General features: G+C 40.0%; 24 protein-coding genes. 15 read left to right on the top strand and 9 right to left on the bottom strand.

Translation table 11 applies throughout. The features are described 5' to 3' along the window. The first annotated feature begins 15 nt into the window (after positions 1 to 15). The 4 genes from K8L98_RS21445 to K8L98_RS21430 all read left to right on the top strand — a co-directional run bounded on the left by K8L98_RS21445 (position 16) and on the right by K8L98_RS21430 (position 2,018). Positions 16 to 498: an NUDIX domain-containing protein gene (locus tag K8L98_RS21445; protein ID WP_223437982.1), complete on the top strand. Its 483-nt coding sequence runs from the start codon at positions 16 to 18 to the stop codon at positions 496 to 498. 163 nt (positions 499 to 661) lie between these two features. Continuing rightward, positions 662 to 787 carry a YuiA family protein gene (locus K8L98_RS21440; RefSeq protein ID WP_223437980.1) on the top strand — a complete coding sequence of 42 codons (126 nt, stop codon included), beginning with the start codon at positions 662 to 664 and terminating at the stop codon, positions 785 to 787. Positions 788 to 889: 102 nt separating this feature from the next. Further along, complete coding sequence (locus tag K8L98_RS21435) at positions 890 to 1,180, top strand: YuiB family protein (RefSeq protein ID WP_223443658.1); 291 nt, start codon at positions 890 to 892, stop codon at positions 1,178 to 1,180. A gap of 139 nt (positions 1,181 to 1,319) precedes the next feature. After that, entirely contained in the window at positions 1,320 to 2,018 is a 699-nt protein-coding gene (locus K8L98_RS21430; RefSeq protein WP_223437978.1) for a 3D domain-containing protein, read from the top strand. A gap of 179 nt (positions 2,019 to 2,197) precedes the next feature. On the opposite strand, the gene K8L98_RS21425 is transcribed toward K8L98_RS21430, so the two are convergent. Continuing rightward, entirely contained in the window at positions 2,198 to 3,013 is an 816-nt protein-coding gene (locus tag K8L98_RS21425; protein WP_223437976.1) for a cobalamin-binding protein, read from the bottom strand. Positions 3,014 to 3,025: 12 nt separating this feature from the next. Next, positions 3,026 to 3,505: a divergent PAP2 family protein gene (locus K8L98_RS21420; RefSeq protein ID WP_223437974.1), complete on the bottom strand. Its 480-nt coding sequence runs from the start codon at positions 3,503 to 3,505 to the stop codon at positions 3,026 to 3,028. Positions 3,506 to 3,662: 157 nt separating this feature from the next. On the opposite strand from K8L98_RS21420, the gene K8L98_RS21415 reads away from it, so the two are divergent. The 3 genes from K8L98_RS21415 (at position 3,663) to K8L98_RS21405 (ending at position 7,140) form a co-directional block, all read left to right on the top strand. Continuing rightward, positions 3,663 to 4,061 (top strand): DUF309 domain-containing protein, encoded by a 399-nt coding sequence (locus tag K8L98_RS21415; RefSeq protein ID WP_223437973.1) that lies wholly within the window; start codon positions 3,663 to 3,665, stop codon positions 4,059 to 4,061. Positions 4,062 to 4,076: 15 nt separating this feature from the next. After that, a complete protein-coding gene (locus K8L98_RS21410) occupies positions 4,077 to 5,567 on the top strand; it encodes a leucyl aminopeptidase (protein ID WP_223437971.1) in 1,491 nt (496 codons plus the stop codon). Positions 5,568 to 5,811: 244 nt separating this feature from the next. After that, complete coding sequence (locus K8L98_RS21405) at positions 5,812 to 7,140, top strand: Na+/H+ antiporter family protein (RefSeq protein ID WP_223437969.1); 1,329 nt, start codon at positions 5,812 to 5,814, stop codon at positions 7,138 to 7,140. A gap of 121 nt (positions 7,141 to 7,261) precedes the next feature. Here K8L98_RS21405 and K8L98_RS21400 read toward each other — a convergent pair whose 3' ends face one another. Continuing rightward, positions 7,262 to 7,405, bottom strand: coding sequence for a hypothetical protein (locus tag K8L98_RS21400; RefSeq protein ID WP_223437967.1), 144 nt, complete (start codon positions 7,403 to 7,405; stop codon positions 7,262 to 7,264). 188 nt (positions 7,406 to 7,593) lie between these two features. Between K8L98_RS21400 and K8L98_RS21395 the strand changes: the two genes are divergently transcribed. Continuing rightward, the gene (locus K8L98_RS21395; RefSeq protein ID WP_223437965.1) at positions 7,594 to 8,127 is read left to right on the top strand and encodes a DUF6241 domain-containing protein; all 534 of its coding nucleotides are present in this window, start codon (positions 7,594 to 7,596) and stop codon (positions 8,125 to 8,127) included. A 46-nt stretch (positions 8,128 to 8,173) separates the two neighbouring features. Here K8L98_RS21395 and K8L98_RS21390 read toward each other — a convergent pair whose 3' ends face one another. Next, a complete protein-coding gene (locus K8L98_RS21390) occupies positions 8,174 to 8,758 on the bottom strand; it encodes a biotin transporter BioY (RefSeq protein ID WP_223437963.1) in 585 nt (194 codons plus the stop codon). A gap of 108 nt (positions 8,759 to 8,866) precedes the next feature. Here K8L98_RS21390 and K8L98_RS21385 point away from each other — a divergent pair, with 108 nt between their 5' ends. Continuing rightward, positions 8,867 to 9,463 (top strand): sulfite oxidase-like oxidoreductase, encoded by a 597-nt coding sequence (locus K8L98_RS21385; RefSeq protein WP_223437961.1) that lies wholly within the window; start codon positions 8,867 to 8,869, stop codon positions 9,461 to 9,463. 174 nt (positions 9,464 to 9,637) lie between these two features. Then, positions 9,638 to 11,407 (top strand): ATP-binding protein, encoded by a 1,770-nt coding sequence (locus K8L98_RS21380; RefSeq protein WP_223437959.1) that lies wholly within the window; start codon positions 9,638 to 9,640, stop codon positions 11,405 to 11,407. On the opposite strand, the gene K8L98_RS21375 is transcribed toward K8L98_RS21380, so the two are convergent. Next, positions 11,404 to 12,339 (bottom strand): DMT family transporter, encoded by a 936-nt coding sequence (locus K8L98_RS21375; RefSeq protein ID WP_223437957.1) that lies wholly within the window; start codon positions 12,337 to 12,339, stop codon positions 11,404 to 11,406. The two genes, K8L98_RS21380 and K8L98_RS21375, sit on opposite strands and share 4 nt — an antisense overlap. 287 nt (positions 12,340 to 12,626) lie before the next feature. Here K8L98_RS21375 and K8L98_RS21370 point away from each other — a divergent pair, with 287 nt between their 5' ends. Next, positions 12,627 to 13,358 carry a DsbA family oxidoreductase gene (locus K8L98_RS21370; protein WP_223437955.1) on the top strand — a complete coding sequence of 244 codons (732 nt, stop codon included), beginning with the start codon at positions 12,627 to 12,629 and terminating at the stop codon, positions 13,356 to 13,358. 68 nt (positions 13,359 to 13,426) lie between these two features. Here the strand turns inward: K8L98_RS21370 and ald are convergent, their stop codons facing one another. After that, positions 13,427 to 14,557 carry an alanine dehydrogenase gene (gene ald / locus K8L98_RS21365; RefSeq protein ID WP_223437952.1) on the bottom strand — a complete coding sequence of 377 codons (1,131 nt, stop codon included), beginning with the start codon at positions 14,555 to 14,557 and terminating at the stop codon, positions 13,427 to 13,429. A 152-nt stretch (positions 14,558 to 14,709) separates the two neighbouring features. Beyond that, positions 14,710 to 15,942 carry a sporulation transcriptional activator AdeR gene (locus K8L98_RS21360; RefSeq protein WP_223437949.1) on the bottom strand — a complete coding sequence of 411 codons (1,233 nt, stop codon included), beginning with the start codon at positions 15,940 to 15,942 and terminating at the stop codon, positions 14,710 to 14,712. Positions 15,943 to 16,670: 728 nt separating this feature from the next. Between K8L98_RS21360 and K8L98_RS21355 the strand changes: the two genes are divergently transcribed. Both K8L98_RS21355 and K8L98_RS21350 read left to right on the top strand, forming a co-directional pair. Next, positions 16,671 to 21,185, top strand: coding sequence for a cell wall-binding repeat-containing protein (locus tag K8L98_RS21355; protein ID WP_223443656.1), 4,515 nt, complete (start codon positions 16,671 to 16,673; stop codon positions 21,183 to 21,185). 162 nt (positions 21,186 to 21,347) lie between these two features. Next, positions 21,348 to 22,100, top strand: a complete 753-nt coding sequence (locus tag K8L98_RS21350; RefSeq protein ID WP_223437947.1) for a (S)-benzoin forming benzil reductase — start codon at positions 21,348 to 21,350, stop codon at positions 22,098 to 22,100. Positions 22,101 to 22,380: 280 nt separating this feature from the next. Here the strand turns inward: K8L98_RS21350 and K8L98_RS21345 are convergent, their stop codons facing one another. Then, positions 22,381 to 22,869 carry a DinB family protein gene (locus K8L98_RS21345; protein WP_223437945.1) on the bottom strand — a complete coding sequence of 163 codons (489 nt, stop codon included), beginning with the start codon at positions 22,867 to 22,869 and terminating at the stop codon, positions 22,381 to 22,383. A gap of 160 nt (positions 22,870 to 23,029) precedes the next feature. On the opposite strand from K8L98_RS21345, the gene K8L98_RS21340 reads away from it, so the two are divergent. Then, positions 23,030 to 23,596, top strand: coding sequence for a hypothetical protein (locus K8L98_RS21340; protein ID WP_223437943.1), 567 nt, complete (start codon positions 23,030 to 23,032; stop codon positions 23,594 to 23,596). 129 nt (positions 23,597 to 23,725) lie between these two features. Here K8L98_RS21340 and K8L98_RS21335 read toward each other — a convergent pair whose 3' ends face one another. Continuing rightward, positions 23,726 to 24,187, bottom strand: a complete 462-nt coding sequence (locus tag K8L98_RS21335; RefSeq protein WP_223437941.1) for a helix-turn-helix transcriptional regulator — start codon at positions 24,185 to 24,187, stop codon at positions 23,726 to 23,728. A gap of 239 nt (positions 24,188 to 24,426) precedes the next feature. Here K8L98_RS21335 and K8L98_RS21330 point away from each other — a divergent pair, with 239 nt between their 5' ends. Continuing rightward, on the top strand, positions 24,427 to 24,960 hold the full coding sequence (locus tag K8L98_RS21330; RefSeq protein ID WP_223437939.1) for an HD domain-containing protein: 534 nt from the start codon (positions 24,427 to 24,429) through the stop codon (positions 24,958 to 24,960). Positions 24,961 to 25,130: the final 170 nt, after the last annotated feature.

Below are 25,130 nucleotides of genomic sequence, written 5' to 3'. Positions count from 1 at the left end.
AAAGGGGAGATTATGGTGGCAAATAAGCGGGGGAATGTATGGATTGCTGTATCTGGTGTAGTTGAAAATGAAAACGGGGACTGGCTTGTCGTGAAAAAGAAATACGGTGGGTTAAAAGGGAAGTGGTCTTTTCCAGCCGGATTCGTAAATGAAGGGGAAACGCTCGATGAGGCGATTGTTCGCGAAATTCATGAGGAAACGGGAATTGAAGCTGAAGTGCAGGGTGTTATTGGCATCCGGTCAGGAGTCATTCAAAGTACAATCAGCGATAATATGATTATTTTTAAACTCAAGGCGAATTCATCAAAAATTATCGTACAGGAAGATGAGTTATTTGAAGCTGCCTTTTTTCCTCCCAATTTTCTTAAGGATGACGAGGATGCCTCCCTGCTGCTTCAGTCATTTGCAGAGGAAATGTTTGAGAAAATGCTTTATAAAATAGATGGTCTAAACCCCGGTGATCAGTTTGGTTACACGTCATATCGCTTATTTTTATAATTTTCAAAATAATAAGAAAAATTGAGTAAATAGAAGGAAGAGCTTGATGTATTCGCTTACATCAAGAATCCCGTGAGATTTTCTCCCTTTATCCTTTACAAAGAACCTGATATAGTATTTTCAATATCAAAAAAGAGATACTTGACAGAGGGGAGAATAGATTATGAATGCATCTGCTATTGAAAAGAAAGAATGTCCATATTGTTCGGGGAAAGGTTATTTCCAATTGCTTCTTGGCGGTTCAGAAACGTGCGATTGCTGCAACGGAACAGGAAAGAAGTCTTCATAAAACGTTCAATTTTTTTACAATTGACTGAATATCGCTTGTTCAGTACACTTAAATAGGTGTACTGGAGGCGATGACTTGTTTTTACCTGTATTGATAATTTCGATGCTTTTATTCTTTGTTTTATTTTTTGGAATCGGTTTCTTGCTGAATATGCTGCTTCGCATGTCTTGGATCATGGCTATTATCTATCCGATTGTCTGTATATTGATTGTAGATAATGTGAGAGTCACTCAATACTTTACCTCACCTGGACCATCTTTTTCATCTTTAGGAGAGCGTATTCTATCTTTGGCTTTGGCAGATATTCTAATACTGGTCTGCGGTTTTATCGGAGCGATTGTGTCCGGAATTGTTATTAACATGCTCCGCAAAAGAGGCTATCAAATGTTTTAAAAGGTGATCTGTACAAGAGTACAGATCTTTTTTATTTGCAGAAATCAAAACTTGTAAAATATGGATTCCTCTCTATCTTGAATATTTCGTTTATCATTTGGAAACGATTATTGATGTGAGAGGAGTGAACACATCGTAAATGGATAGGACAAAAACCTGGTCAAGGCGTCTATTAATGACACTATTACTGCTAGTAGCGCTCGGTACCACTTTAAAAGCTTTTTCAGGTGTGGAGGCAAAGGATCTGTCTGATATAAATGGGTGGAGCAAAGGCATCTTGGCAAGTGAAAGCCATCCCTATAAGCTGACAGGCCTTATCCCGAAATCTCTGCACAATGAAAAAACGGTCGCAACTGCGATTTCTTCAAGCGGAAGTTCTTTAAATCAAATGTCGCTTGAAAATGAAATTAACTGGTCACAATATCCGAAAAAAGAAGTAACAGCAACCGGATACACGGCAGGCTATGAATCAACAGGCAAAAAACCTGAACATCCAGAATATGGTATTACGTATTCTGGAGTGAAAGTAAAAAGAGATTTGTATTCAACAATAGCAGCTGATTTAAGTGTGTTTCCGATAGGAACCATTCTTTTTATTCCGGGTTACGGCTTTGGTGTTGTAGCAGACAAGGGCGGAGCGATTAAGGGGAATGAACTGGATCTTTATTACGATACTGTTGATGAAGTATTTCAATCCTGGGGCAAAAAAACGTTAGACATATATATCGTTCAAAAAGGAAACGGACGATTAACTGAAAATGAACTGACGAAACTGAATGAAGATAAGTCTATGCAGGCATTTCGTCAAAAATACATGAAGCCGAAAACCAAAAGTTAACTAGCACAGTGACTCCTTGTTGGTCCCGCGGCCCTGAGGTGATTTCAGCGGAAAGTGGTTAATCTTGAAAGTCATAGAATTCAATGAATCACCTTGAAATCATAAGGAATAATAAAAATTTAGAATTAATGAGTATTCCAACTGTGGAAAAAGCCCAGGTTATAGTACCTGAGCTTTTTCTATGTATTAGAAGTTAAGTAATCTGTCTCTTCAGGCTGCGGAAAGTGTTCCCGATGAAGGATGACAGCAAGTTTCGCAAGCCCGTTTAAGAGTCTGGGCGATGGTCTGCAATAAAGCTGTTCCTCAAGAAGATGAATCCGATTTTCCCTTACTGCTGTAAGGTTTTCTGCTGATTCCCGCTTCAGGACATGCTGGACTTTCATTCTGCTTTGCTTAACGCCGACCCATGCAAGACAAATATGATCAGGATTTCTGCGGATAATGTCATCCCAGCTGGTTTGGACACTCGCAAGCTCCACATCATGGAAACTATTGCGCCCTCCTGCCAATTCACACATTTCAGTTAGCCAGTTTACTTGACCAGGTGTAAAAATCGGATTAGGCCACCATTCAAAATAAACAGTTGGACGGTTATCAAGATTTGATGCTTTTTCTTTATAATCCTTTAAAATCCCATAATAGCGGGAGACAACTGCCTTGGCTTCTTTTTCTTTACCTGCCGCTATACCTACGGCCATAAGATCGTTTCCTATATCCTCAAAGGATTGGGGATTTAAAACAAGGTGAGGAATATTCCTTTTTATAAGCTCTTCAACGTTTTTTTCCATACCCGGCACACTTAATGAAGCTAGAACAAGGTCAGGCTGCAGTTGTTCTACCAGATCCATATTAATGGATAAGTCAGGTCCAAGACGCGGCAGATTATTCACTAGTTCCGGCCAGTCTGAATAATCGTCGACCGCGATAAGATCGTCAGTCAGGCCTAAATAGGCGGCAAGCTCTGTGTTGCTTGGACAGATGGATATAAGCCGCATAGCAATCCCTCCTTACATAATGAATAGATAGTGAAGGAACAGGGTCAATAAAATTCCTGTTAATCCTCCGAAGAATACCTCAATAGGCTGATGTCCCAGAAGTTCTTTCAATTTCTTTTGTTTTTCTTTTTCTTCTTGCTGAGGCCATGCTTTTGCCTCGCCGACAAATGTATTAAAGTCAGTTACAAGTTTATTAAGAACTGTGGCCTGCTCTCCGGCGTGTCTTCTTACTCCAGTGGCATCAAACATTGTAATGATAGCAAAAACCGCTGAAACAGCAAAAAGGGAAGAGGCAAGCCCGTTATCAAGAGCGACCCCTGTTGCAAGTGCCGTAACGGCCGCAGAGTGGGAACTGGGCATTCCCCCAGTGCTTAAAATAAGAGACCAGTCAATTTTCCGAGTCGCAATATACGTTATCGGCACTTTTACAAATTGTGCAAAGAAAATGGCTGTCAGGGAAGCTAGCAGCGGGAAATTAAGTAGTATCTCCATGAGGTCGGACATCCTTTCCGTTCAAATATAAATACTCTGTAATTGACTGTATGGTATAGTTCCATGCATACATGTCCTTATCCTCTGTCATTTGTTCAAATAGTATAAAAACTTTTTATCCTTTGATACAATAAGGTCAGAGAGGAGTGCATGCCACGTGACTCTTTACCCAATAGAATATTATCAGTTTTTTATCCATTTTAATGAAGGCGATTATTATACTTGCCATGATTTGCTTGAATTAATCTGGCTGACGGAGAAGGATAACTTATTTCTAAAAGGGCTGCTGCAAATGACAGTTGCTATTTATCATTACGAATATGGCAATATTAAAGGAGCAAGGCTCATGATGCAAGCAGGACACTCTTACATACAGTCCTACCGCCCATTCCATTGGGGAGTGGACCTTGAAAAAGTAAATGCATTCATTGAAGAATGTCTGGTAATTATTCCTTCCGGCATTCAGTCGGTTTCTTTTGAAAAAGCCGGGCAGCTGCCTAAATTGCCTGCTCTTTTTCTATACCTTGAAGAAGAGCATGGAAAACCTAACTATTAATGGAGGTGTGTTTTCATGTTTCATGTTCAATCATCAATTAAATGGAACGAAGAAACAATCATTTTTGGATTATTTCAAAAAACAAGCTCGTTTGATGGCCCCTTAGCTGAGCTTGACCAAAAGCTTGAAGGTCATTTTTCAGTGCTTGTAAAAGAGGGGGATATTTCTGCCAATAAGAAAGAAATCTCGAAAGTACATACTCTTGGTAAAATCGGCGCAAAACGAATTTACTTTACAGGCCTTGGCAAAGAAAAGGAATATGATTTTGATGCTGCAAGAGAGTCTTTTGCGAAGCTGTTCAAATCGCTGCAAAAAGATAAAATTCAATCTTTTTCAATCGTTCTTGATACATTCACAAGTGAACATGTTCAGGCAAACGAAGCTGCTCACGCATTAGCAGAAGTTCTTCCGCTTTCTACTTATAAAATACAGGACTATAAACAAAAATCAAATGAGCCGGAACGAAACGTCAACCAAGTTACGATCATTTCAAATGAGGATGATGCCGAAATACGTTCAAGTCTTGCAGTTGGATCTGCATTCGGAGAAGGAACAAACTCTGCAAGAACGCTTGTCAACATGCCCGGTAATATTTTAACTGCAACGGAACTTGCTAAATACTCTGTGGATATCGCTGGAAAATACGGTTTTGAATATGAAGTGCTTGAAAAAGAAGATATGGAGAAGCTTGGAATGGGTGCTCTCCTTGCCGTGAACAAGGGATCTGATGAACCGCCGAAAATGATTGTTCTTAAATACCAGGGAAAAGAAGAATGGACAGATGTGATTGGTCTGGTTGGTAAAGGCATCACCTTTGATACTGGAGGTTACTCAATTAAGCCGAAAGACGGCATCGTCGGAATGAAATCGGATATGGGTGGAGCAGCAGCTGTTTTAGGAGCGATGGAGATCATTGGAAAACTGAAGCCTGAACAAAACGTACTCGCTGTCATTCCATCAACTGACAACATGATCAGCGGCAATGCTTTCAAGCCTGATGATGTCATCATTTCGATGAGCGGAAAAACGATTGAAGTGCTCAATACAGACGCAGAGGGCCGATTAGTCCTTGCTGACGGCATCACATATGCCAAGCATCATGGCGCTAATTATTTAGTAGATGTTGCGACATTGACAGGCGGAGTCATCATTGCTCTAGGAACACATACAACAGGTGCGATGACAAATAATGAAGCATTATTTGAGCAAGTGTTAGAGGCATCCCATGAATGCGGGGAGCCAATCTGGAGATTGCCGATTACAAAAAAAGACATTGATAAAGTTCGCGGCAGTAAAATGGCGGATTTGAATAATTCCCCTGGACGTGAAGGTCATGCCATCATGGCGGGGACATTTATTGGAGAATTTGCAGAAGGTACTCCATGGGTGCATTTAGATATCGCAGGAACAGCGACATCTTCGAATGCAGATGATCTTGGACCTTCTGGCGGCACTGGTGTCATGGCTCGGACACTTGCAGCATTTGTAGAACGTTTTGAGGTTTAATGACGGGGGAAGGCACTGATTTCAGTGCCTTTTTTTGTATGGAAATGGAATGGATTCATTCATTTTCGGAAAGATTGCATCATTCAAAATAAATCCATCCTTATTCTATAATCCTTTAGTCTGCTAATATAATAAAATTTTAACATTGACACTAAAAAAGAAAATATGTTATTTTAATTCTATTGAATTTTATCTCACTAATACATTAGCATACTAAAGTAAGAAGATTCCGGAGGTTTTATAGATGAATGCAGTTATTTTGGCTGTTTTGGTCATGCTTGTTTTAAGTTTGCTGAGGGTAAATGTTGTATTTTCCTTAGTGGCAGGCGCACTTGTTGGAGGTTTAACAGGCGGACTGGATTTAAAAGCGACAATTGAAACATTTACAGGCGGTCTTGGCGGGAACGCGACTGTTGCCCTGAGTTATGCTCTTCTTGGCGCATTTGCTGTTGCTCTGTCAAAAACAGGCTTGCCTGATGCAATGGTGGAAGCAGCTATTAAGCTAGTTGGTAAAGAAGGAGAAGAGAGAAGGAAAACTCTTTCAAAAGTACTTATTATCATGATTATATTGATTATATCTATTTTCTCTCAAAATGTTGTACCTGTTCACATCGCATTTATACCTGTCTTAATCCCGCCTTTATTAAAGGTATTGAATCAATTGCAGTTGGACCGCCGTTTAATTGCCATTGTCATTTCATTTGGATTAATTACACCCTATATGCTGTTGCCGGTAGGATTCGGAGCCATATACCATGGTATTCTTCAAAAGAGTATAGCAGCAGGCGGCTTAACTGTAAGTTTGAAGGATATTCCTCAGGCGATGCTGATTCCTTCTGCAGGTATGCTCGTCGGTTTAGTCATTTCATTCTTTACGTTCAGAAAGAGACGTATGTATGAGACAAAAGAAATAGCTGGACAGACTCCTGTTGTTTATACGAAAAAAAGTGTGTCTTTTGCTATTCTGGCAATTGTTGTTTCATTAAGTGTTCAGTTGTTCCTTTCTCAGAAACTAGAAGTAGAAGGGATGATTTTCGGCGCTTTGGCCGGAATTACTGTCCTCTATGCAACAGGATCAATGAAATGGAACGAAGCGGATCAGCTTCTGACTAACGGAATGAGGATGATGGCATTTATAGGATTTGTCATGCTTGCTTCTTCAGGATTTTCAGCTGTTATGCAAGAAACAGGTCATATTGATTCTTTGGTGAAAACTTCTGCAGATTTAATTGACGGCAATCAGTCGCTTGCAGCGGTGTTAATGCTGCTTGTAGGCCTTTTAGTTACTACTGGGATCGGTTCATCGTTCTCAACAGTGCCGATTATTGCGACTCTTTTTGTACCGCTTTGCCTTGAGCTGGGCTTTAGCCCTATGGCAACCATTGCACTCATAGGTACTGCCGGAGCGCTCGGTGATGCAGGTTCACCTGCATCTGACAGCACACTTGGTCCAACGTCGGGTTTAAATGCTGACGGAGAGCATGATCATATTTGGGATACATGTGTGCCGACATTCCTGCATTATAACATTCCATTGGTTATTTTCGGATGGATTGCGGCAATTGTCCTTTAATAGAAAAAGAGAAAAGGCCGCCTGCATATAAACAGGGCGGCCTTTTCTCTGCTATTTCGATGCTTAGCTCTGTCTCCTGACAGGCGCCAGAGCTTTTCTATGATGTTAAGCTTCGCTTTTCTTATTTCAATCTCTCTAATAACTCTTCGTCATCCATTTCCAGGATTCTCTCTAATAGTTCCGGCTGTCTTTTTAAAAGAGTATTCTCGTATGTTTCGCGTTCTTTTTCATTTAAGAAATAGCGCTTCATTTGCAATACTGTCATGTAAGCTCACCTCTTTCACAAGATCTCACACTAAGTATTTTCCAATTTAGGAATCTTTTATACATGAAATCTAGGATACTGTAAGATTTTATCGGATTTTGTCTAGTTATGCAACAATCTTTACCGGAGAAGGAGATATAAATAGATGAATAGAACTATTTAGTATAAAAAAGATAGGGGTGCAGTGAATGAAATGGATGAAACAGCATAAGTTTCTCACAGGTGCAATGATATTATTGCTATGCTGTGCGGGTGTTATTTTTTATATTTTCACCGAAACGATCCATACACCTGTACAAAGTACAGAACAAGTAAATAAGACAATTAATGAAAGTTCGGAGAAGCTTGCTGAAATAGATTTAAGCAATAACCCATTTCCAGTAGGCGGAGCGACGATTACAGAAGATCAAATACAAAAATATCTGCACGGGATGTCTCACCAAAAAGTGGAGGCCAAAGATAAGTGGATTCACTTTGAAATCACGGAAGAGAGAATTCTTTATTTAATCAAACAAATTGAAAGCGACAAAGAAGCCTTTGAAAACTCGGATTTATATTTGGATATCCTCAGCAGATGGCTTGAAAATGATTATGCAGATGCTGACAGAGACCACAATGCAATATGGAGCCTTCAGGGCGGTACGATAGGCAAAGCAACAGGCGTGCTGTCCAAAGACGAAGAATTAAAATATCTTGAAGAAAATAAGGGTGAGATCAAATAAAAAACACATGATTTCTCATGTGTTTTTTTCATACGTATCTTTCAGATCAGGCAGCGCGATGCTTCCCAAGTCTCGAAGCTTTATTTACAGCTGTATAAATGCGTGGAGCAATGACAGCGCCAATGGCTGTAAAGATTATATCTTTCACAATAAACCATGTCATCACAAGCCATGCGCCAGTATAGCTCATTTCAACATTCAGCCAATAATTAAGAGCTGCGTACATATAAGACGTTCCGATAATATAGATAAGAGCAATTCCTGCAAATGATGAAAGGAAAAAAACGGAAAGTGCTGGTTTTTTGCTTGCTTCAATAATTTTGCCTGCTACATAAGCAGCAGCAATATAGGATAAAATAAACCCGCCGGTACTGCCGAAAATAACTCCAATTCCTCCGCTGAACTGTGCGAAGACAGGTGCACCTGCTATTCCTGCGAGTGCATAAACAATCATAGATAATGCGCCTAATCTGCTTCCGAGCAGCAAACCTGCTAAAATACAGAAAAAGGGCTGCATTGATAACGGAACCGTTCCAACTGTTAAAAATGAAGTGAGGTTTGCACCAATCGCCATTAAAGCTGCAAACATTCCGACGAGTGCTAAATCATAAGCTTTTAATTTATTTTTCATTCTCTCATCCCCCATAGATGCTGTGTATCTTTCTATAAAAAGAGTACTGAATCCAGTTAAATATGTCAACTTTATTTTATTGAAGTTAACTAAAGAGGAGGTATCAATATGTATTTCGGCAAAGTCAAAAGCAAAGGAGATCCCAATCGGGTTCCGCCTAATCAGCATGTCACAACCAAATTTCCAGTTCTTCACGCAGGCAATGTTCCTAATTACGAGGATATAAGCAAATGGGATCTGCAAGTATTTGGCTTACTTAATCATCCTAAGAGATTTACATATAAAGATTTGATGGAGATGAAGCAAATCGATCAGGGCAACGATATTCATTGCGTAACGGGATGGTCCAAGCTTGATAATGTATGGAGAGGAATCAGCACCCGAGAGCTCGTGAAGGATTTGGGACTGCATGAGAACGCGAACTATTGCATTCTCCATGCCGAGGAGGGCTGGACAACAAATTTGCCGCTTGATGATTTCCTAAAGGAAACGAGTCTGCTTGCTCATTCCCATAACGGAGAACCGCTTACGCCGGAGCATGGTTTTCCATTCAGAGCTGTTTTTCCGCATTTGTACTTCTGGAAAAGTGCAAAATGGATACGTGCAATCCAGTTTACAGAACACAATCACCCTGGATTCTGGGAGAGAAATGGGTATCATATGAATGGAGATCCGTGGAAAGAAGAGCGGTTTACATGGGATTGAAAAAATACACCTGTATGATTCAGGTGTATTTTTTAGGGGTATGAATCTGACTTGAAACTGGACGTACTCAGGTAATACGGAAGCCTCAGGAAAAAATGAGATAGCCGCAATTTCCAAACTTCGTCTATAATGAGAAGGTTGGCAATTTCATACGAAAGTTCGGAGTGACTTACAATGTACTTTACTGTGCTTGGCCTTGTTTCTCTCATCCCTCTGCTGCTTGGGATGATTATATATATGAATGAGAAAACCATCTTATCAAGAGCGATCGTTTATTTCTTAATCATGCTTTTTATTTGGCAAATAGACGTTGCTCTTTTATATGGCACTGATTTATTTTCTATGGAAACAGCAGAAACTTTATTTCAAATAGGTCGTTTTGGGTCGATTATGATCATGCCGATTTTATTTTATTTTATGTACTTAATGATAAATCAAGAAAACGAAGCCGAAAAAAAGCAGTGGTTCCGTTTTATTAATATTAAAATACTCATCATGCTCATTATCTGGAGCCTGGCTGTTTTTGCTATTAATTTAACGTCATATGGAGTATCCGGTTTAAAAATGATAAAGGATGACTTTTTCCCGGATCATTATTATCCGGTTTTTGGACCGTTAAACTGGACGTACTATTTGAATGTCTTTTTTGTATTTATAAACATCATTATGCTTATCGTTGTGTCGAAGAAACTTACTAATAAGGATTTGCGTTCATTCAGTATTTTTTTCTGCACATCGATTTTATTCGTCTTTTTTAATGGTATTCTATCAGGCTATCAAGTGGTTCCGCTTTTTTTATCCAGCTTTGGGTCGGTTCTCTCGACCTTTATTATCTTTATGGCTTACTTCAACATGCATTCAAAAAGAATTCAGTTGATGAACAGGGATTTGAGGGATCAGAAGGATTTTCTTCACAAAGTAATGGATTTAAACCCAAGTTATATTTATGTAAAGAACCATGAGCTTAAGTTTGTTCTGATTAACAAGGCAATGTCCGCTTTATACGGTAAAGAAGTACATGAGTTAATAGGAAAGATTGATTCTGACTTTAATAATCAGCCGGATCAGATCAAGAAAATCCGCGATGAAGAGCTTCGGATTCTTGCCGGGGAAACAGAGAAATGGGCGGAGCCTGAGCTTGCGATTGATTCAGCCGGAAATACTAGGTGGATTGAAGTGACAAAGATCCCTGTAAGATTGGAAGGGGAGACATATATTCTTTGCATCGGCAATGATGTGACACAGAAGAAAAGGGATGCAGAGGTTATTTTAAAAACAGAAAAAATGAGCGTCATCGGAGAATTAGCGGCAAGCATTGCTCATGAGATCCGAAACCCGCTGACATCAATAAAAGGTTTTGTGCAATTTCTGCAGGAAGATGAGCTTATGAAGCAGAGAGGCGAACATTTAAGAGTCATGTCAGAAGAAATTGACAGAATCAACGAGGTAGTAGGCGAGCTGCTTTTAATTGCCAAGCCGCAAATGCAAACAGTCTTATCTGTTGACTTGAAAGCAGTCATTGAAGACGTTCTGACACTAATGAAAAGCAGTGCTCTTCAAAATAACATCAGCCTTGTGCTTAATCACGAAGCAGACTTATTTAAAGTCAGCGGGAATAAAAATCATTTAAAACAGGTTTTTATAAATTTAGTAAAAAATGCAATTGAGTCCATGCCTGATGGAGGAACCGTGGAAACTGCTATAGAGCGTTTGGCAGATGGCAGCATTCGGATCTCTATTTCGGATGAAGGAATTGGTTTAAGTCAAGAACGAATGGAGAAATTAGGTGAACCTTTTTATACGACAAAGGATAAAGGGACGGGCCTTGGATTAACGGTTTGCTATAAAATCATCCGGGAAGAGCATGCAGGAGAGATTCTATTTGAAAGCGAGGAAGGACGCGGAACGACAGTTCATATCATCCTTCCTGCTGAATCCATTTAGTCTGTATCATCTGCTGAATCTCGTTTTTGTTTAAATGCGTTTGTTCCGATAACCCCGGCGATAATGAAAAAAGCACCTATCCAGTGATAGAAATAAATGGTTTCATTCAGGATAACCGCTCCTGCTACAATTGAAATGACGGTTGATAAGTTAGCGAACACACTCATTTGAGAAGCTGGAATTTTCGATAGAATGTAGTTTGACAGAAAAGAAGTCAATAGTGTAGCAAAAACACCTAAATAGAATGTGAATAATAAAAATGGGACGTTTGTCCACAGCGAAATATATTGAACAAAATCACCTGCAGCCAAATGCTGTATCATAGCGTACAGATTAAAAAAGATAAACCCGAATGTCACCATAATAAAACTAAGCTGAAGGGGCGAATATGAAACAGACAGAAATCTCGCAAGAACTGTGTACCCTGCAATCGATAAACAGGCAATGAACAATAAAAGAAATCCAAGCATACTGTTAAATTCGATGCCTGCCCCTTTCATGAAGAATATATAGACAACACCGAAAATCGACATGAAAATAAACAGAACTTGTATCATGCTGGTTTTTTCCTTTAAAAAAACAGAAGCAAGCAAGGCGGTTAAGATTGGCGCAAAAGCCATCAGGATGCCGCCTTCTGCAGATGTTGTATAAAGCAGCCCGAATGCCTGGAAACTAAAAAACATTGTCGGATAAAATAAAGCAAGCAGCAGCAGAAAAGCAAGAGATTTTCCATTATTCTTAAATGATGGCATTTTAATAGGCACAAAGAATTGAAGAACCAGTAAAACAAGAAACCCCAGTGTAAACCGGTATGAGAGTGTATCGATCGGCGAAGCATCTTCAAGCGCAAGCTTTGTAAATAAAAAGGTAAGTCCGACTATTGAGGCATTTAATACAGCGCCAAGGTAAGGAAGTACCTGTTCTTTCTTCATCTTTCATTCCCCGTTTCTATTTTCTTATATTCACCTTACCACTTTTATTAGAGTCTTTGATATGTTCAGATAAGAAAAAGGCCGTTTTTTGAAGAATTGCTGTTCCTGAAATTTTCCATATTAACAGGCAGAGCATGAGCATAGTTTAATGTTGATGTTTAAGGAAATGATACCAATATACAGGGTGGCCTGACTCCCCGGTTTGAACGGAACTAAGCATAGCGCCTGCGCTTTTAAAATAGGTTATGCTACTATAGAAGCAATCTATGAGTGAATGAGGTGTTCTTATGAAAATTGAAGTATGGTCTGACTTTGTCTGTCCATTTTGTTATATAGGGAAGCGCAGATTAGAAGAAGCGCTGGCTGAATTTCCGCATAAAGATCAAGTTGAAGTGGTATATAAGAGCTTTGAACTGGATCAAAATGCTCCACTAAACAGCGGGAAAACAATTGATGAGGCATTGGCATCTAAATATGGCATGACGATTGAACAAGCGAAGGAAGCGAATGCCGGAATCGGGAAACAGGCGAAAAGTGCTGGTCTGACTTTCCGCTTTGACAAGATGAAGCCAACAAATACATTTGACGCTCACCGCCTGGCAAAGTTCGCTAAAACACACGGTAAAGAAGAGGCTATCACAGAAAACCTTCTTTACGCCTATTTTACAGATAATAAAGATCTGGGAGAACAACATACCCTAGCAGATCTGGCAGAAGCATCAGGGCTTGAGCGGCAGAAAGCATTAGAAGTTCTGGGTGACAAAACTGCATATGCGGCTGAAGTGCGAAATGATGAAGGAATTGCGCAGCAATACGGCATAAGCGGAGTGCCCTATTTTGTCATCAATCAAAAATATGCGATTTCAGGGGCGCAGAGGGCAGAAACATTTGCTGGTGCGCTCCAGAAGGTCTGGGAAGAAGAAAATCCTGAACTAACCTTGCAGGACCTGTCTGAAGACAGCGGTAATGACGCATTTTGCGCAGACGGAAGCTGTGCTGTACCTCCGAACAAGGAGTAGTACGTCAAAAAAAGAGCATGGAGGCAGCCTCCATGCTCTTTCTGTATTTCATCAGATTTTTAATCGAATCAGTTTACAGCGATTTCTTTATCAAGTGCTACATCAACAGGAACGAATGTATAGCCAAGATCGCGGGCTACCGCTTCATACGTGATATCGCCTTTTGCAACGTTGACACCTGCTTTAAGCGCAAGGTTGTCAGCGATTGCCTTGTTCACGCCTTTGTTTGCAATTTGCATAGCGTATGGCACTGTTACGTTCGTAAGAGCAAGTGTTGATGTTCTTGGAACAGCTCCAGGCATGTTTGCTACAGCATAGTGAACAACGCCATGCTTCTCATAAGTTGGGTTATCATGAGTGGTAATGTGATCAACTGTCTCAACGATACCGCCTTGGTCGATGGCTACGTCAACGATAACTGAGCCTGGTTTCATTGATTGAACCATTGCTTCAGATACGAGTGTCGGAGCTTTTGCACCAGGGATTAGGACAGCACAGATTAATAGGTCTGCTTCTGCAACTGCATTTGCAATATTGATGGGGTTAGACATCAATGTCTTAATTTGATTGCCGAAAATATCGTCTAATTCACGAAGACGGTCAGCACTTAAATCAATAATTGTAACATCTGCGCCTAAGCCGATCGCCATTTTTGCAGCGTTTGTTCCAACTACACCGCCGCCGATAATTGTTACCTTGCCGCGGCTTACTCCCGGTACACCTGCAAGGAGAATGCCTTTGCCGCCTTTTGGTTTTTCAAGGAATTGTGCGCCAATTTGTGCTGCCATGCGTCCAGCTACTTCACTCATAGGAGTAAGCAATGGAAGTGTGCGTCCAGTTGTTACTGTTTCGTAAGCAATAGCTGTAACACCTTTATTTTTAAGCGCCTCTGCAAGAGCTGGTTCAGCAGCTAAATGCAAGTATGTGAAAAGAATAAGTCCTTCGCGGAAATACACATATTCAGATGCTAAAGGTTCTTTAACCTTCATAACCATTTCAGCAGCCCATACATCCTTAACATCTTCTGCAATTACTGCACCGGCAGTAAGATAGTCTTCATTTGTGAAACCGCTTCCAATTCCTGCGTCTTTTTCGATAAGTACTTTATGTCCAGTTGCCACAAATTGTGTAACCCCGCCAGGCGTTAATGCAACACGATTTTCATTATTTTTAATCTCTTTAGGTACTCCAATAATCATTTGAAACCCTTCCTCCTTTAACAGCCAGTTTATACTGTGCCGCTTGTCTTGAAATGTGTGATGATTTCTTGAATATGAGATTAGTATAAAGCGTTTTCTCACACATTTGTTTGTTTAAAAAAGAGAAAGGATTTCTGATCTTTTGTGAAATTTCACAAACTCATTTTATCAAGCTTTAAGTTAAGATATACAGTTATTTTTTGATTTGGATCTCTTAAATCAAGCTCGGCAATCTGCGAAATGCGTTTGATTCTGTAGCTTAATGTATTGACATGTATATTAAGCGCTTTGGCAGCATCGTTCACATTGCTGTCTTTGTCTAAGTAAACTTCCAGTGTTTCAATAAGGTTTGTGTGATGCATCTCATCATATTCCTTCAGTTTTAGAAGAGGATAGTTTATAAACCCTTCCTGCTTTCGTTTTTCATGAAGTAAATCCAAATATTGATAGATGCCCAGTTCTGAAAAGCTGATGAGCCCGACTGTTTCTGAAACAAAACGTTTTTTAATGTTTTGAACGGCGATTGCTTCTGTATAGCTGAGTTCAATTTGCTCAGCTTCTTTATATATACTTCCTATTGCCGCCTTCACATCGTCGATCATGAATCGCTCTTTAAGCTGAAGGATGGTCCAGTCGACAAATTGTTTAATATCCGAAAGAGGCTCGCCGCTTTTAGGCGCAAGCAGGATAATCAGTTCATTCTGATCAAGAGTAGAAAGGATAATTTGAACCTGCTGAGTTGTTTGAAGCAGATAATTAATTTGTTTTTCAGTGGGATCTTTAATTTCATCGCTGAAACGGAACAAGACAACGGAATGCTGAGAGGGAGGGGTAATGCCGATATCATGAAAGCCATTGATTATGTCAGTTTCCTTGTTGATATGCCCGGTAAGCAGTTTCCAGAAAAACTCCTGGTTCCGCTCTTCCTTTTTCGATTTGCGGTTATGCAGGTTTAGAAGCTTATTTTTAACAACTTGAGCAGCTTTCTTTAAAAGTTCAAGCTCATCATCTGTCAGCCTTTTATTAATTTCCAAGGCCCAGATAAAACCAAGAACTTCATTGTTTTTCCAGATGGATATGGCAATCCTGTTGCCAAGACCCACTTCCTCAATGTTTTTTACGCGGATAGGCTCATCTGTTTGCAGAAGCATTGGAATCGTCCCGTCTTTCCATAAACTGTTAATGACTTTCTCCGGAACGCGCCTTCCGATGATCGTTGATATCCTCGCTGGGTCTGTACAGTCATCATGTGTGCTGTATGCGAGAAGGCGGTGATTTATATCTTCAATCGTGATCGGGCATTGAAGAACCTCGCTGATGCGGTCAGCGACATCTTCAAGACGGTCAGCATTGTATTTAAAGGCTTCATTAGCCGGTTTGTTCATTTCATTTCACCTGCTTCTTTTTAAAAAATATATTATTTGATTTTAACTCCGTTTATCACTTAAAATGATCTATTTTCAAGTAAATTGGTCCTATTTTAACTATATCAAAGTTCACCCTTATGGATATTATGTAACTGGCGTTTGTAAAAATCAACAAAAAGGGTAATTCTGTTTTATGATTTCAAACAATTAAAGTCATATGATAAAAATAAATAATATTAAATTAATTAAAAGCGCTTGAAAAGAGCAAGATATGAAACTTAATACCTGAACCAATAACATGGCTTGCTATCCTCGATCCGTGTTGTTCTGCTGGCTGAAGCGGACTTATGGTCCGTGTATTTTTTATTTTGCAAGTTTAAACGGGACGAAGTGTTCAGATGCAAAACCTAATTTATGGTAATAAGGATTTACGTTTTGTTAACTGTTTGTGGTTTTTTTGCAAATCATCTGTAAATTCGTTAATTTTTGACAAAAAAATGATATATTTAAAGAGTGCTAAATAACAAGGTTTATTTGGAGGTGTTCATTAATCGTCTGATTTAGAACGAAGGAGCCTTTCCGATGGATGATGTATTAGGACGTATTTCGCAGTAAGCGCTTACATTTTGTGGGGCCATCATCACTTTCCGGTTTTTAGTTTAGCGGCAGCTAAAATAAGCGGATAAATGGTACATATGCTTATTTTGCAATTTTATTAAATTTGAGGAGGAATCAGGTTGAAGATTATGAAAAAGCAGTTGTTCATTCTGACAACGATTTTGGCATTGCTTGTCAGTTATATTGTTCCATTTAGCACGACTGTATCAGCGGCAGCCAATTTAACAGTGCAAGAAGCGATCGCCAATAACTCCGGTACAGGTACTGTAGAAGGATATATAGTCGGTTATACAAACAGTGGCACCAGCTATGATTTTGAAGCGCCTTTTAGCGCTGATACAAATTTTGCTATAGCAGACAAGGCAGATGAAACGGATCCGGCAAAAATTCTTCCTGTTCAATTGCCAACAGCGCTGCGGGCAAAATTCGGTCTGAAAACGAATCCTGATATAGTGGGCAAAAAAGTCATTATTACTGGATCATTAGAAGCTTATTTTTCAGTTCCAGGACTTAAAAACCCTACTGCTATGAATTTCGATGGCGAAACACCTGAGGAACCGAAGCCATTTGAAGGAATTGAAGGCTTGCGAATTCATGATATCCAAGGTGCCGGCCATGTTTCACCTTATCAATCACAGAACGTAAAAGCAGTTGAAGGTGTAGCAACCCATGTAGTCGATGCAAGCAACTTCTATATGCAGGATGCGTCACCTGATGATAATGCAAACACATCAGAGGCTGTTCTTGTTTACAAACCGTCACACGGCATAAAAGCCGGTGATCTAGTTTCAGTAGATGGACAAGTAAAGGAATGGGTCCTGGATGGCTATGCAGAGAAGCTTGAAACGGACCTTGCCATGACAGAAATCAATGCTCAGTACGGAAATGTAACTATTAAGTCAAGCGGTCAAGCATTGCCAGCTGCTGTCACCATCGGCAAAGATGCGATTCCTCCGACTGAAGTAATCGACAATGACCAATTGGGCACATTCGATCCGCAGGAAGATGGAATTGATTTTTATGAAAGCTTGGAAGGTATGCGTGTTTCTCTTGAAAATCCGACTGTTACCGGTCCGCAAAAGTATGGTGAAGTACCTGTCATTACAGGAAAAGAAGAAGGAAAAGCCTATACAAAAGAAGGCGCGCCTTTACTAACTAAAGATAATCAAAACCCAGAGAAAATGTTCTTATTATTAGATAACCGCAGCTATGCGGCAAAAGCCGGAGATCAGTTCAGCGGAACTGTTACAGGTGTTGTGAGCTACAGCTTCAGCAACTTTAAGATTCTAGTAAAAGAAACAAATCTGCCTGAATTGACAGAGCGAGAAGTTACATCAGATGTTACAATAATCGAAAAAGAAGAAGATAAATTAACGATTGCAGGCTATAACATCGAAAACTTTGCAGCAGCAGATACGGAAAAACGCGATAAGCTTGCTAAATCTGTTGTTAACAACTTAAAATCTCCAGACATTATCGGTTTGGTAGAAGTGCTGGATGAAAGCGGCGAAACAGATGACGGGACAGTAAAAGGAGATGCAAACTACAAAGCGCTCAGCGATGCAATTGCTGCTAACGGCGGTCCTGCTTACGCATTTACTGAAATTGCACCAGAAGATAAAAAGGATGGCGGCGTTCCAGGAGGGAATATCCGTGTTGGATACCTGTACAATCCTGAAAGAGTCACTTTATCAGAAGGAACAAAAGGTGATGCAACAACGGCAGTAGCTTACGAAAATGGCTCATTGACATTAAATCCTGGACGAATCGATCCGGCAAACCCGGCTTTTGAAGACAGCCGCAAGCCGCTTGCTGCACAATTCACCTTTAAAGGAGAAGATGTTATTGTCATCAATAACCATTTCAACTCTAAAGGCGGAGACCAGCCGCTATTCGGCAAAAATCAGCCTCCTGTATTGGGCAGCGAAGAACAGCGCCTGAAAATTGCTGAAATTGTTCATTCTTTTGTAAAAGATGTTCACGAAAAAAATGAAAATGCGAATGTAGTTGTAATGGGAGATTTAAATGACTTCGAATTCTCGGCACCGCTCCAAATCCTAAAAGGTTCTGAGCTTGCGAATTTAGTTGAAAGCCTTCCTGCAGCTGAACGCTATACGTATAACTACCAAGGCAACGCACAGGTTCTTGACCACATGCTGGCATCGAATCAACTGGCTGCCGGTGCAGAATATGATATTGTCAACTTTAACTCTCCATATATGGAAGAGCATGGCCGTGCAAGTGACCACGATGCTTATGTTGGACAGTTTGACCTATCTTCTGATGACGAGTTCAATCTTTCTATTATGCATACAAATGATACACATGCACACGTTGAAGGCTATCCTCGTTTAATCACAGCTGTAAACGAATTGCGGAGTCAAAAAGAGAACAGTTTACTTGTTGATGCAGGAGACGTTTTCTCAGGAACACTATACTTCCGCCAATATCTTGGACTGGCTGATCTGCATTTTATGAATCACCTGAACTATGACGCTATGACACTCGGAAATCATGAATTTGATAAAGACTCTAAAACACTTGCAAACTTTATAAATGAAATGAAATTCCCAATGGTGTCTTCAAACGTAAATGTTACAGCAGATGCTGATTTAGGTCCCCTTTTCAAAAATGAAATCGGAACACCTGGTGAAGGCGGAAACATCTATCCTGTCATCATCAAAGAAATAGATGGAGAAAAAGTAGGGATCTATGGATTAACAACACCTGATACGGCATTCCTTGCAAGCCCGGGAGAAAATGTTGTATTCGAAGATGTTGTTCAAAAATCAATAGAAACGATCGATATGCTTAAGTCAGAAGGCGTCAACAAAGTTATTGCCCTTTCTCATTTAGGGTATTCTCCAGACTTAAAGCTTGCTGAAGAAGTAGATGGAATTGACTTAATTGTAGGCGGCCACTCTCATACAAAATTGGATGCACCAGTTTTAATCGAGAAAGAAGAGCCTACTGTTATTGTTCAAGCCGGCGAATACTTAAACTTCCTTGGTTTAGTAGATGTGACATTTAACAAAGATGGTGTTGTAACTGGTCATAATGGTCAATTAGTTACACTTTCAAACTATGCTGAGGATGCTGCTGCAAAGGAAAAAGTTGAAGAATACAAAGTGCCGCTTGAAGAAATTAAGAACCAAGCAGTTGGAAATACTTCGGTTGAACTTAACGGAAAACGTGCAGATGTACGCACAAAAGAAACAAACTTAGGAAATCTTATTGCAGATGGAATGGTTGCGAAAGCAAATGAATCTGTAAAAACGCATATTGCTCTTCAAAACGGAGGAGGAATCCGTGAGTCCATCAATTCTGGAGAGATTACGCTTGGCGAGGTTCTGACAGTTTTGCCGTTTGGAAACAACTTGGTGACACTTGACCTCACAGGCCAGGAAATCCTGGATGCCCTTGAGCACAGTGTAAGCGGAGTAGAAACAGGAGAAGGACGTTTCCTGCAAGTATCAGGTATTAAATTCAAGTATGACATAACAAAGCCTGCCGGAGACCGGGTTTGGTTTGCTGAAGCGAAAACAGATAATGGATTTGAAGCAATTGATGCAAAGCAAACATATAGAGTTGCCACCAATGCATTTACAGCAGATGGCGGAGACGGCTATACGATGTTTAAAAAAGCTAAAGATGAAGGCCGTATGACAGAGTTATTTATAGTAGATTATGAGGTCTTTACATCATATCTTGCTAAGAACAATCCAGTTTCACCTGTTGTTGAAGGCAGAATTATTCAAGAAACAGAAGTAAATGAAACTCCTGTAAAACGCATTAAGGGTAAAAATCGTTATGAAACAGCTGTTGAAATCTCTAAAACAGGCTGGGAAACAGCGAAAACCGTTGTTCTTGCCCGCGGAGATTCTTTCCCTGACGCGCTTGCCGGTGCACCGCTTGCTTATAAGCTTAATGCACCAATATTGCTGACAGAAAAGGGATCATTAAATAGAGCAGCGAAAGAAGAAATCAAGCGCCTTGGTGCCGAGAAAGCAGTTATTCTTGGCGGAACAGGTGCAGTTAGCGACTATGTGAAATACCAGCTAAAAGGAATGGACTTAAAAGTGCAGCGTATTGGCGGAGATAACCGCTTTGAAACAGCAGCAAACATTGCAGCTGTTCTAGGCGGAGCACCTGAAAAAGCGATCATAGCAAATGGAAGGAATTTCCCTGATGCGCTATCAATAGCTTCTTATGCAGCGCTTAAAGGATATCCAGTCCTATTAACGGATTCTAAGTTGCTTCCAGAAGCTTCAAAGAAAGCATTAAAAAATATAGACAGTACAATCGTAGTAGGCGGTGAAGCTGCAGTAAATGCTAAAGTATTCAAGCAGCTTGAAAAACCTGAACGCTATTACGGAAAAAACAGATACGGAACAGCTGCTGCCATTGCGACAGAGCTCAATCCATCAAATAAGGTGTTTATTACAACAGGCGAGGACTTTGCGGATGCACTTGCCGGATCTGTACTTGCAGCCAAAGAAAATGCATCAATGCTTCTAGTTAAGCCTAAATACATTCCTTTTGAAACAGAAGCAGCATTAGCGGCGATCAAAGCTGATGAATTTAACGTTCTTGGCGGAGAAAATGCGGTAAGTGAAGAGATAGTCAATCAGTTAAAAAAGTAATAGGCAAGAAATTAAGCTGCCGGGAGATTCCCGGCAGTTTTTTAGTATAAGCATTTCTTTAATGCTGCAAACAATGTCAGCTGAAAATAATTTAGAATCTAATTTCTATTAGACAGCTTAAAACTTTGATAAAATACAGGATAAGAAGGAAGGGGCGATACTATGAATACGACGATTATTACTGGTGCATCCCGGGGACTCGGAGAAGCCATTGTAAAACAGCTGCTGAAACCCAACCATCAAATTATTTATCTTTCAAGGTCTGAGAATAAAGAACTAAGACGTCTTGCTGTTGAAAAAGATGCTGCTCTGCAATTTGTAGCATGCGATTTATCAAACGCTCCTCATGTTGAAGCAGCGATCCCTGAAATTTTCGAAAAAATTGATTTGAATGCTGCAGAAAGGATCACCCTGATTAACAATGCGGGTACGGTTGACCCTATGAAGCCTGTGGGGAAAGCAGAAGCGGCTGAACTTGAAGCGCATGTCCAGCTGAATTTGATCGCACCAATGGTATTATCAAATGCTTTTGCAGATAAAACCAGGAATATAGAAGCCGAAAAAGTGGTAGTCAATATTTCATCTGGCGCTGCCAACAATCCAATCTACGGATGGAATGCTTACTGCAGCTCAAAGGCTGGGCTTGATATGTTCACTAAAGCTTTTGGACTTGAACAGAAACAAGAACAGCATCCTGTCACTGTCCTATCATTTTCACCGGGAATTATGGACACAGATATGCAGGGAAATATCCGTAATACACTGCCTGAGGATTTTGCAGAAGTGGCAAGGTTTCAAGAATATCATGAATCAGGGAAGCTTAGATCCGCTGAATTTGTAGCAAGTGAACTGCTTAAGTTATTAAACGGTCCAATTGAAAATGGAAGAGTATATGACATAAAAGAACTTATATAATAACAGAGCGGAGCATCCTGACATGGGTGTTCCGTTTCTTTATACTTGCCTGGCTCCCCGGTCAGCCGCCAGAACGTCTCTGCAAAAAAAAGTCAAGCCCGGACTTTTCTGTCAGAGACTTATCTGTCTGTCGGGGCAAAACGGGAGATTCCGCTTTTCTATTGTCTAGCTCCGCCTCCTAACTCCTCCCAGAACGCTCCGCCAGTAAAAGCAAAACCGGCTTTTACTGACGGATCCTTTTCTGTCTAGGAGTTAAGCAGCCGGCTCTCCTTTTCGTGTATCAAGACACACTAAGTTCCTTTTTCCAACTTCCTTGGAGTTTACGGATAAGGATAATTTGACCGACATGACTTGCATTGTGGATGGTTACATTCAGCAAAACGGAAATCCACGGCTCTTTATTATCTTCTCGAACGGATGATTGAAGTTCTTCTTCCGACAATTTTTCAAGTTCCTCTATCCATTCTTTTATGACCAGAAAAAGCTTCTCCTTTTGGTCATGCCAATTATCACCATCTTTGATGATGAAGGTTTCTTCATTAGCAGGGTGACTGTTTGACAAAGGCTCTTTTTTAAAAAGTTGAAGATGTCTTGTGTTATAGAAAACCAGATGATTAATAATCTCCCAAATCGAATGAATGTTTTCCTCTTGTTTCCACGAGGCTTGTTCCTCGGTTAAATCCTTTAGGGCTGTTTCAAGGGAGGCAAACCAATTATCTTCAAAAAAGCAGGCTGTTAGTTGTTCTTTGAAAATTTCATTTGAATTCATTCTTCTCATCTCCTTTTAGAAGAATTTCCACAAGTCACTCCGTTTTCCCTTTAGAATTCTATTAAAATAATTTTCACATGATTTCACATAATTCTCTTATTATGTTACGGAATCAGTTGGACATGATAAGGAAGATAGACGAAAAAGGAGTGATGGAAAAATGAAAAACAAGAAATGGCTTATTGCTTTTACTGCACTGGCACTTGTCATTCCAACAACTGCAATGGCAAACACAGAAAAATGGCAGATCAGTGAGCAGCATGAGCCTGCAAATGATGAAGGAATGAAGAAGGACTGGCATGAGACAAAAGCTGAACGGGAGCAAAAGATTCTTGAATTAGTAAGTAAGTATTCACCTGAAACGAAACAAGAATGGGAGAATGTATTTAAGGAGAGAGAAGAGCTTTTCAAGCAGCTGGATAAAACAGGTTTAAGAGAGATGCATCATGCACTTAGAGAAAAGAGAAAACAGGAAATAGCAGAGCTTGAAGAGAAAGTGAAAAAAGGTGAAATAACGAAGGAACAAATGAAAGAGAAGATGGAAGCTTTCAGAGAACATAAAATAAAACACCATCAAGGAAGACAAGAGATGAGAGAGCAGTGGAAGAAAGCAATCGACAGCAAGGACAAAGCCAAAATCAAAGAAATGCTGAATGCAAAATTACAGCAGATGAAAGAACACAATCAGAAGATGAAAACACTAATGAATGAGCAAACAAAAGGATAAACAGCGGTCTGGGACGTCCAAATGGCGTCCCTTTTCTATATCCTCAATATCAACATGATTTTTAATGATTTTCCCTAGGGCAACTCATTAAAATTGACATATATATATTAAAGACAAACTCTAAAATCGTCAGGTTAAATGGATATCTGTCAGCTCATTCAGCTTATTTTCCATTTCTGTCCGGTCAAAGGAAGAGTACCAGCGATAATCGTCTTCATCAATGATCCGAAAATGGAAGCTGATCACATTTTGCTGGAGTTTGAATCCTTTGATCTGATTAACATCCTTCCACCATATTTTTCCACCAAGTGTCTTTTCCTTGCGGGTCTGCATTTTTTGATGAGCAACGAGCTGCAGAATATCTAAGGGGTCACCGCCTGTAGTCTGCTGAAGAATGCTGCTGTGTCTGAAGAGAGCACACAATGCAACGATCGTTGACCATGATGCTTCCTGCCGTCCCTTTTCAATCTGCACGAGCGTTTTTTTGGAGAGCCCAAGTACTTCAGCCATTTCTTCCTGTGTGTAACGGGATTCAGTCCGGATTAGAAGCATTTTTTTAGATAGATTGGCGGTTAGTTCGTGTTTTTTCATGAAAGAGCTCCTTTTCCCTTGATATAGTGTAATTCTACACGAAATGAAAGGCAACTCAAGTATACCTGCTTAAAATATTTAAGAAGTTAGATAGATTTGGTTATCATGTCATACAATATAACAGGATTGTTGCGGCAAATGCCGTATTATGTTAATGTATACAGAAATATTTTTTAAAATACTTCAGCTTTATTATATAGAAATTACCGGTTTCAAACTATTTACAGGGAGGAGATTACATGCGAAATGTAACATTGACAGAGGTTTATTCCCATCCAATTGCTCAAAAATATTTACAGCGTTCAGGAGTAGCGCATGCAATTGCAGTAACCTACCATGCATATAGATTAGCCATTCAGCACGGTGTAGATCCCGATCTTGCAACCAAGGCAGCCCTGCTTCATGATATTGGGCATTATGAGTGGTACACAGATGGGGAATGGGATTATGAAAAGTATAAAGAGAATGATATACATGCGATAAAAGGTGCAGAACGTGCCCATAAGCTTTTGATCCGTCTTGGGGAGGACCCGCAATCTGCTAAACAGATCGCATTGGCTATTTTGCTGCATACAGATTCTTACCTGCCGGAAGGCTCGCTTAATCAAAATTCACTTCAAAAAGTAGTTCGCTTAGCTGATGAAATGGATGAGGAACCAGGCGGAGGCCATCATTACCGGACAATTAGCGAAAAGACTGCATTAAAGAAAATTCAAAAGCTGGATGAAAAAATCAATCAGCTGCAAAGTCCCACCTTGAAAAAATCGGTTTAAATGTTAAAAATCCACCCAAGGAAATGGTGGATTTGATTTGTTTTATTGACTGAATATTTTTCCCGTTGAATCTACGCAGACTGATTGAACAATTGTTCTTTCAAAGATATCTCCATTTTTAGTTTTTCCTCTTATATCAACCGTTATATTATTGATTCCTTCCTGCTTTA

The sequence above is a fragment of the Metabacillus dongyingensis genome (genome assembly GCF_019933155.2).
In the GTDB taxonomy this organism is placed as follows: domain Bacteria; phylum Bacillota; class Bacilli; order Bacillales; family Bacillaceae; genus Bacillus_P; species Bacillus_P dongyingensis.
This window is presented reverse-complemented; position numbering and strand designations above follow the sequence as displayed.

Bases quoted from the DNA above. Each gene is read 5' to 3' on its own strand.
- K8L98_RS21440 (WP_223437980.1), top strand. From the start codon at position 662: ATGAATGCATCTGCTATTGAAAAGAAAGAATGTCCATATTGTTCGGGG.
- K8L98_RS21435 (WP_223443658.1), top strand. From the start codon at position 890: ATGCTTTTATTCTTTGTTTTATTTTTTGGAATCGGTTTCTTGCTGAAT.
- K8L98_RS21430 (WP_223437978.1), top strand. From the start codon at position 1,320: ATGGATAGGACAAAAACCTGGTCAAGGCGTCTATTAATGACACTATTA.
- K8L98_RS21425 (WP_223437976.1), bottom strand. From the start codon at position 3,013: ATGCGGCTTATATCCATCTGTCCAAGCAACACAGAGCTTGCCGCCTAT.
- K8L98_RS21420 (WP_223437974.1), bottom strand. From the start codon at position 3,505: ATGGAGATACTACTTAATTTCCCGCTGCTAGCTTCCCTGACAGCCATT.
- K8L98_RS21410 (WP_223437971.1), top strand. From the start codon at position 4,077: ATGTTTCATGTTCAATCATCAATTAAATGGAACGAAGAAACAATCATT.
- K8L98_RS21405 (WP_223437969.1), top strand. From the start codon at position 5,812: ATGAATGCAGTTATTTTGGCTGTTTTGGTCATGCTTGTTTTAAGTTTG.
- K8L98_RS21400 (WP_223437967.1), bottom strand. From the start codon at position 7,405: ATGACAGTATTGCAAATGAAGCGCTATTTCTTAAATGAAAAAGAACGC.
- K8L98_RS21395 (WP_223437965.1), top strand. From the start codon at position 7,594: ATGAAATGGATGAAACAGCATAAGTTTCTCACAGGTGCAATGATATTA.
- K8L98_RS21390 (WP_223437963.1), bottom strand. From the start codon at position 8,758: ATGAAAAATAAATTAAAAGCTTATGATTTAGCACTCGTCGGAATGTTT.
- K8L98_RS21385 (WP_223437961.1), top strand. From the start codon at position 8,867: ATGTATTTCGGCAAAGTCAAAAGCAAAGGAGATCCCAATCGGGTTCCG.
- K8L98_RS21380 (WP_223437959.1), top strand. From the start codon at position 9,638: ATGTACTTTACTGTGCTTGGCCTTGTTTCTCTCATCCCTCTGCTGCTT.
- K8L98_RS21375 (WP_223437957.1), bottom strand. From the start codon at position 12,339: ATGAAGAAAGAACAGGTACTTCCTTACCTTGGCGCTGTATTAAATGCC.
- K8L98_RS21370 (WP_223437955.1), top strand. From the start codon at position 12,627: ATGAAAATTGAAGTATGGTCTGACTTTGTCTGTCCATTTTGTTATATA.
- ald (WP_223437952.1), bottom strand. From the start codon at position 14,557: ATGATTATTGGAGTACCTAAAGAGATTAAAAATAATGAAAATCGTGTT.
- K8L98_RS21360 (WP_223437949.1), bottom strand. From the start codon at position 15,942: ATGAACAAACCGGCTAATGAAGCCTTTAAATACAATGCTGACCGTCTT.
- K8L98_RS21355 (WP_223443656.1), top strand. From the start codon at position 16,671: ATGAAAAAGCAGTTGTTCATTCTGACAACGATTTTGGCATTGCTTGTC.
- K8L98_RS21350 (WP_223437947.1), top strand. From the start codon at position 21,348: ATGAATACGACGATTATTACTGGTGCATCCCGGGGACTCGGAGAAGCC.
- K8L98_RS21345 (WP_223437945.1), bottom strand. From the start codon at position 22,869: ATGAATTCAAATGAAATTTTCAAAGAACAACTAACAGCCTGCTTTTTT.
- K8L98_RS21340 (WP_223437943.1), top strand. From the start codon at position 23,030: ATGAAAAACAAGAAATGGCTTATTGCTTTTACTGCACTGGCACTTGTC.
- K8L98_RS21335 (WP_223437941.1), bottom strand. From the start codon at position 24,187: ATGAAAAAACACGAACTAACCGCCAATCTATCTAAAAAAATGCTTCTA.
- K8L98_RS21330 (WP_223437939.1), top strand. From the start codon at position 24,427: ATGCGAAATGTAACATTGACAGAGGTTTATTCCCATCCAATTGCTCAA.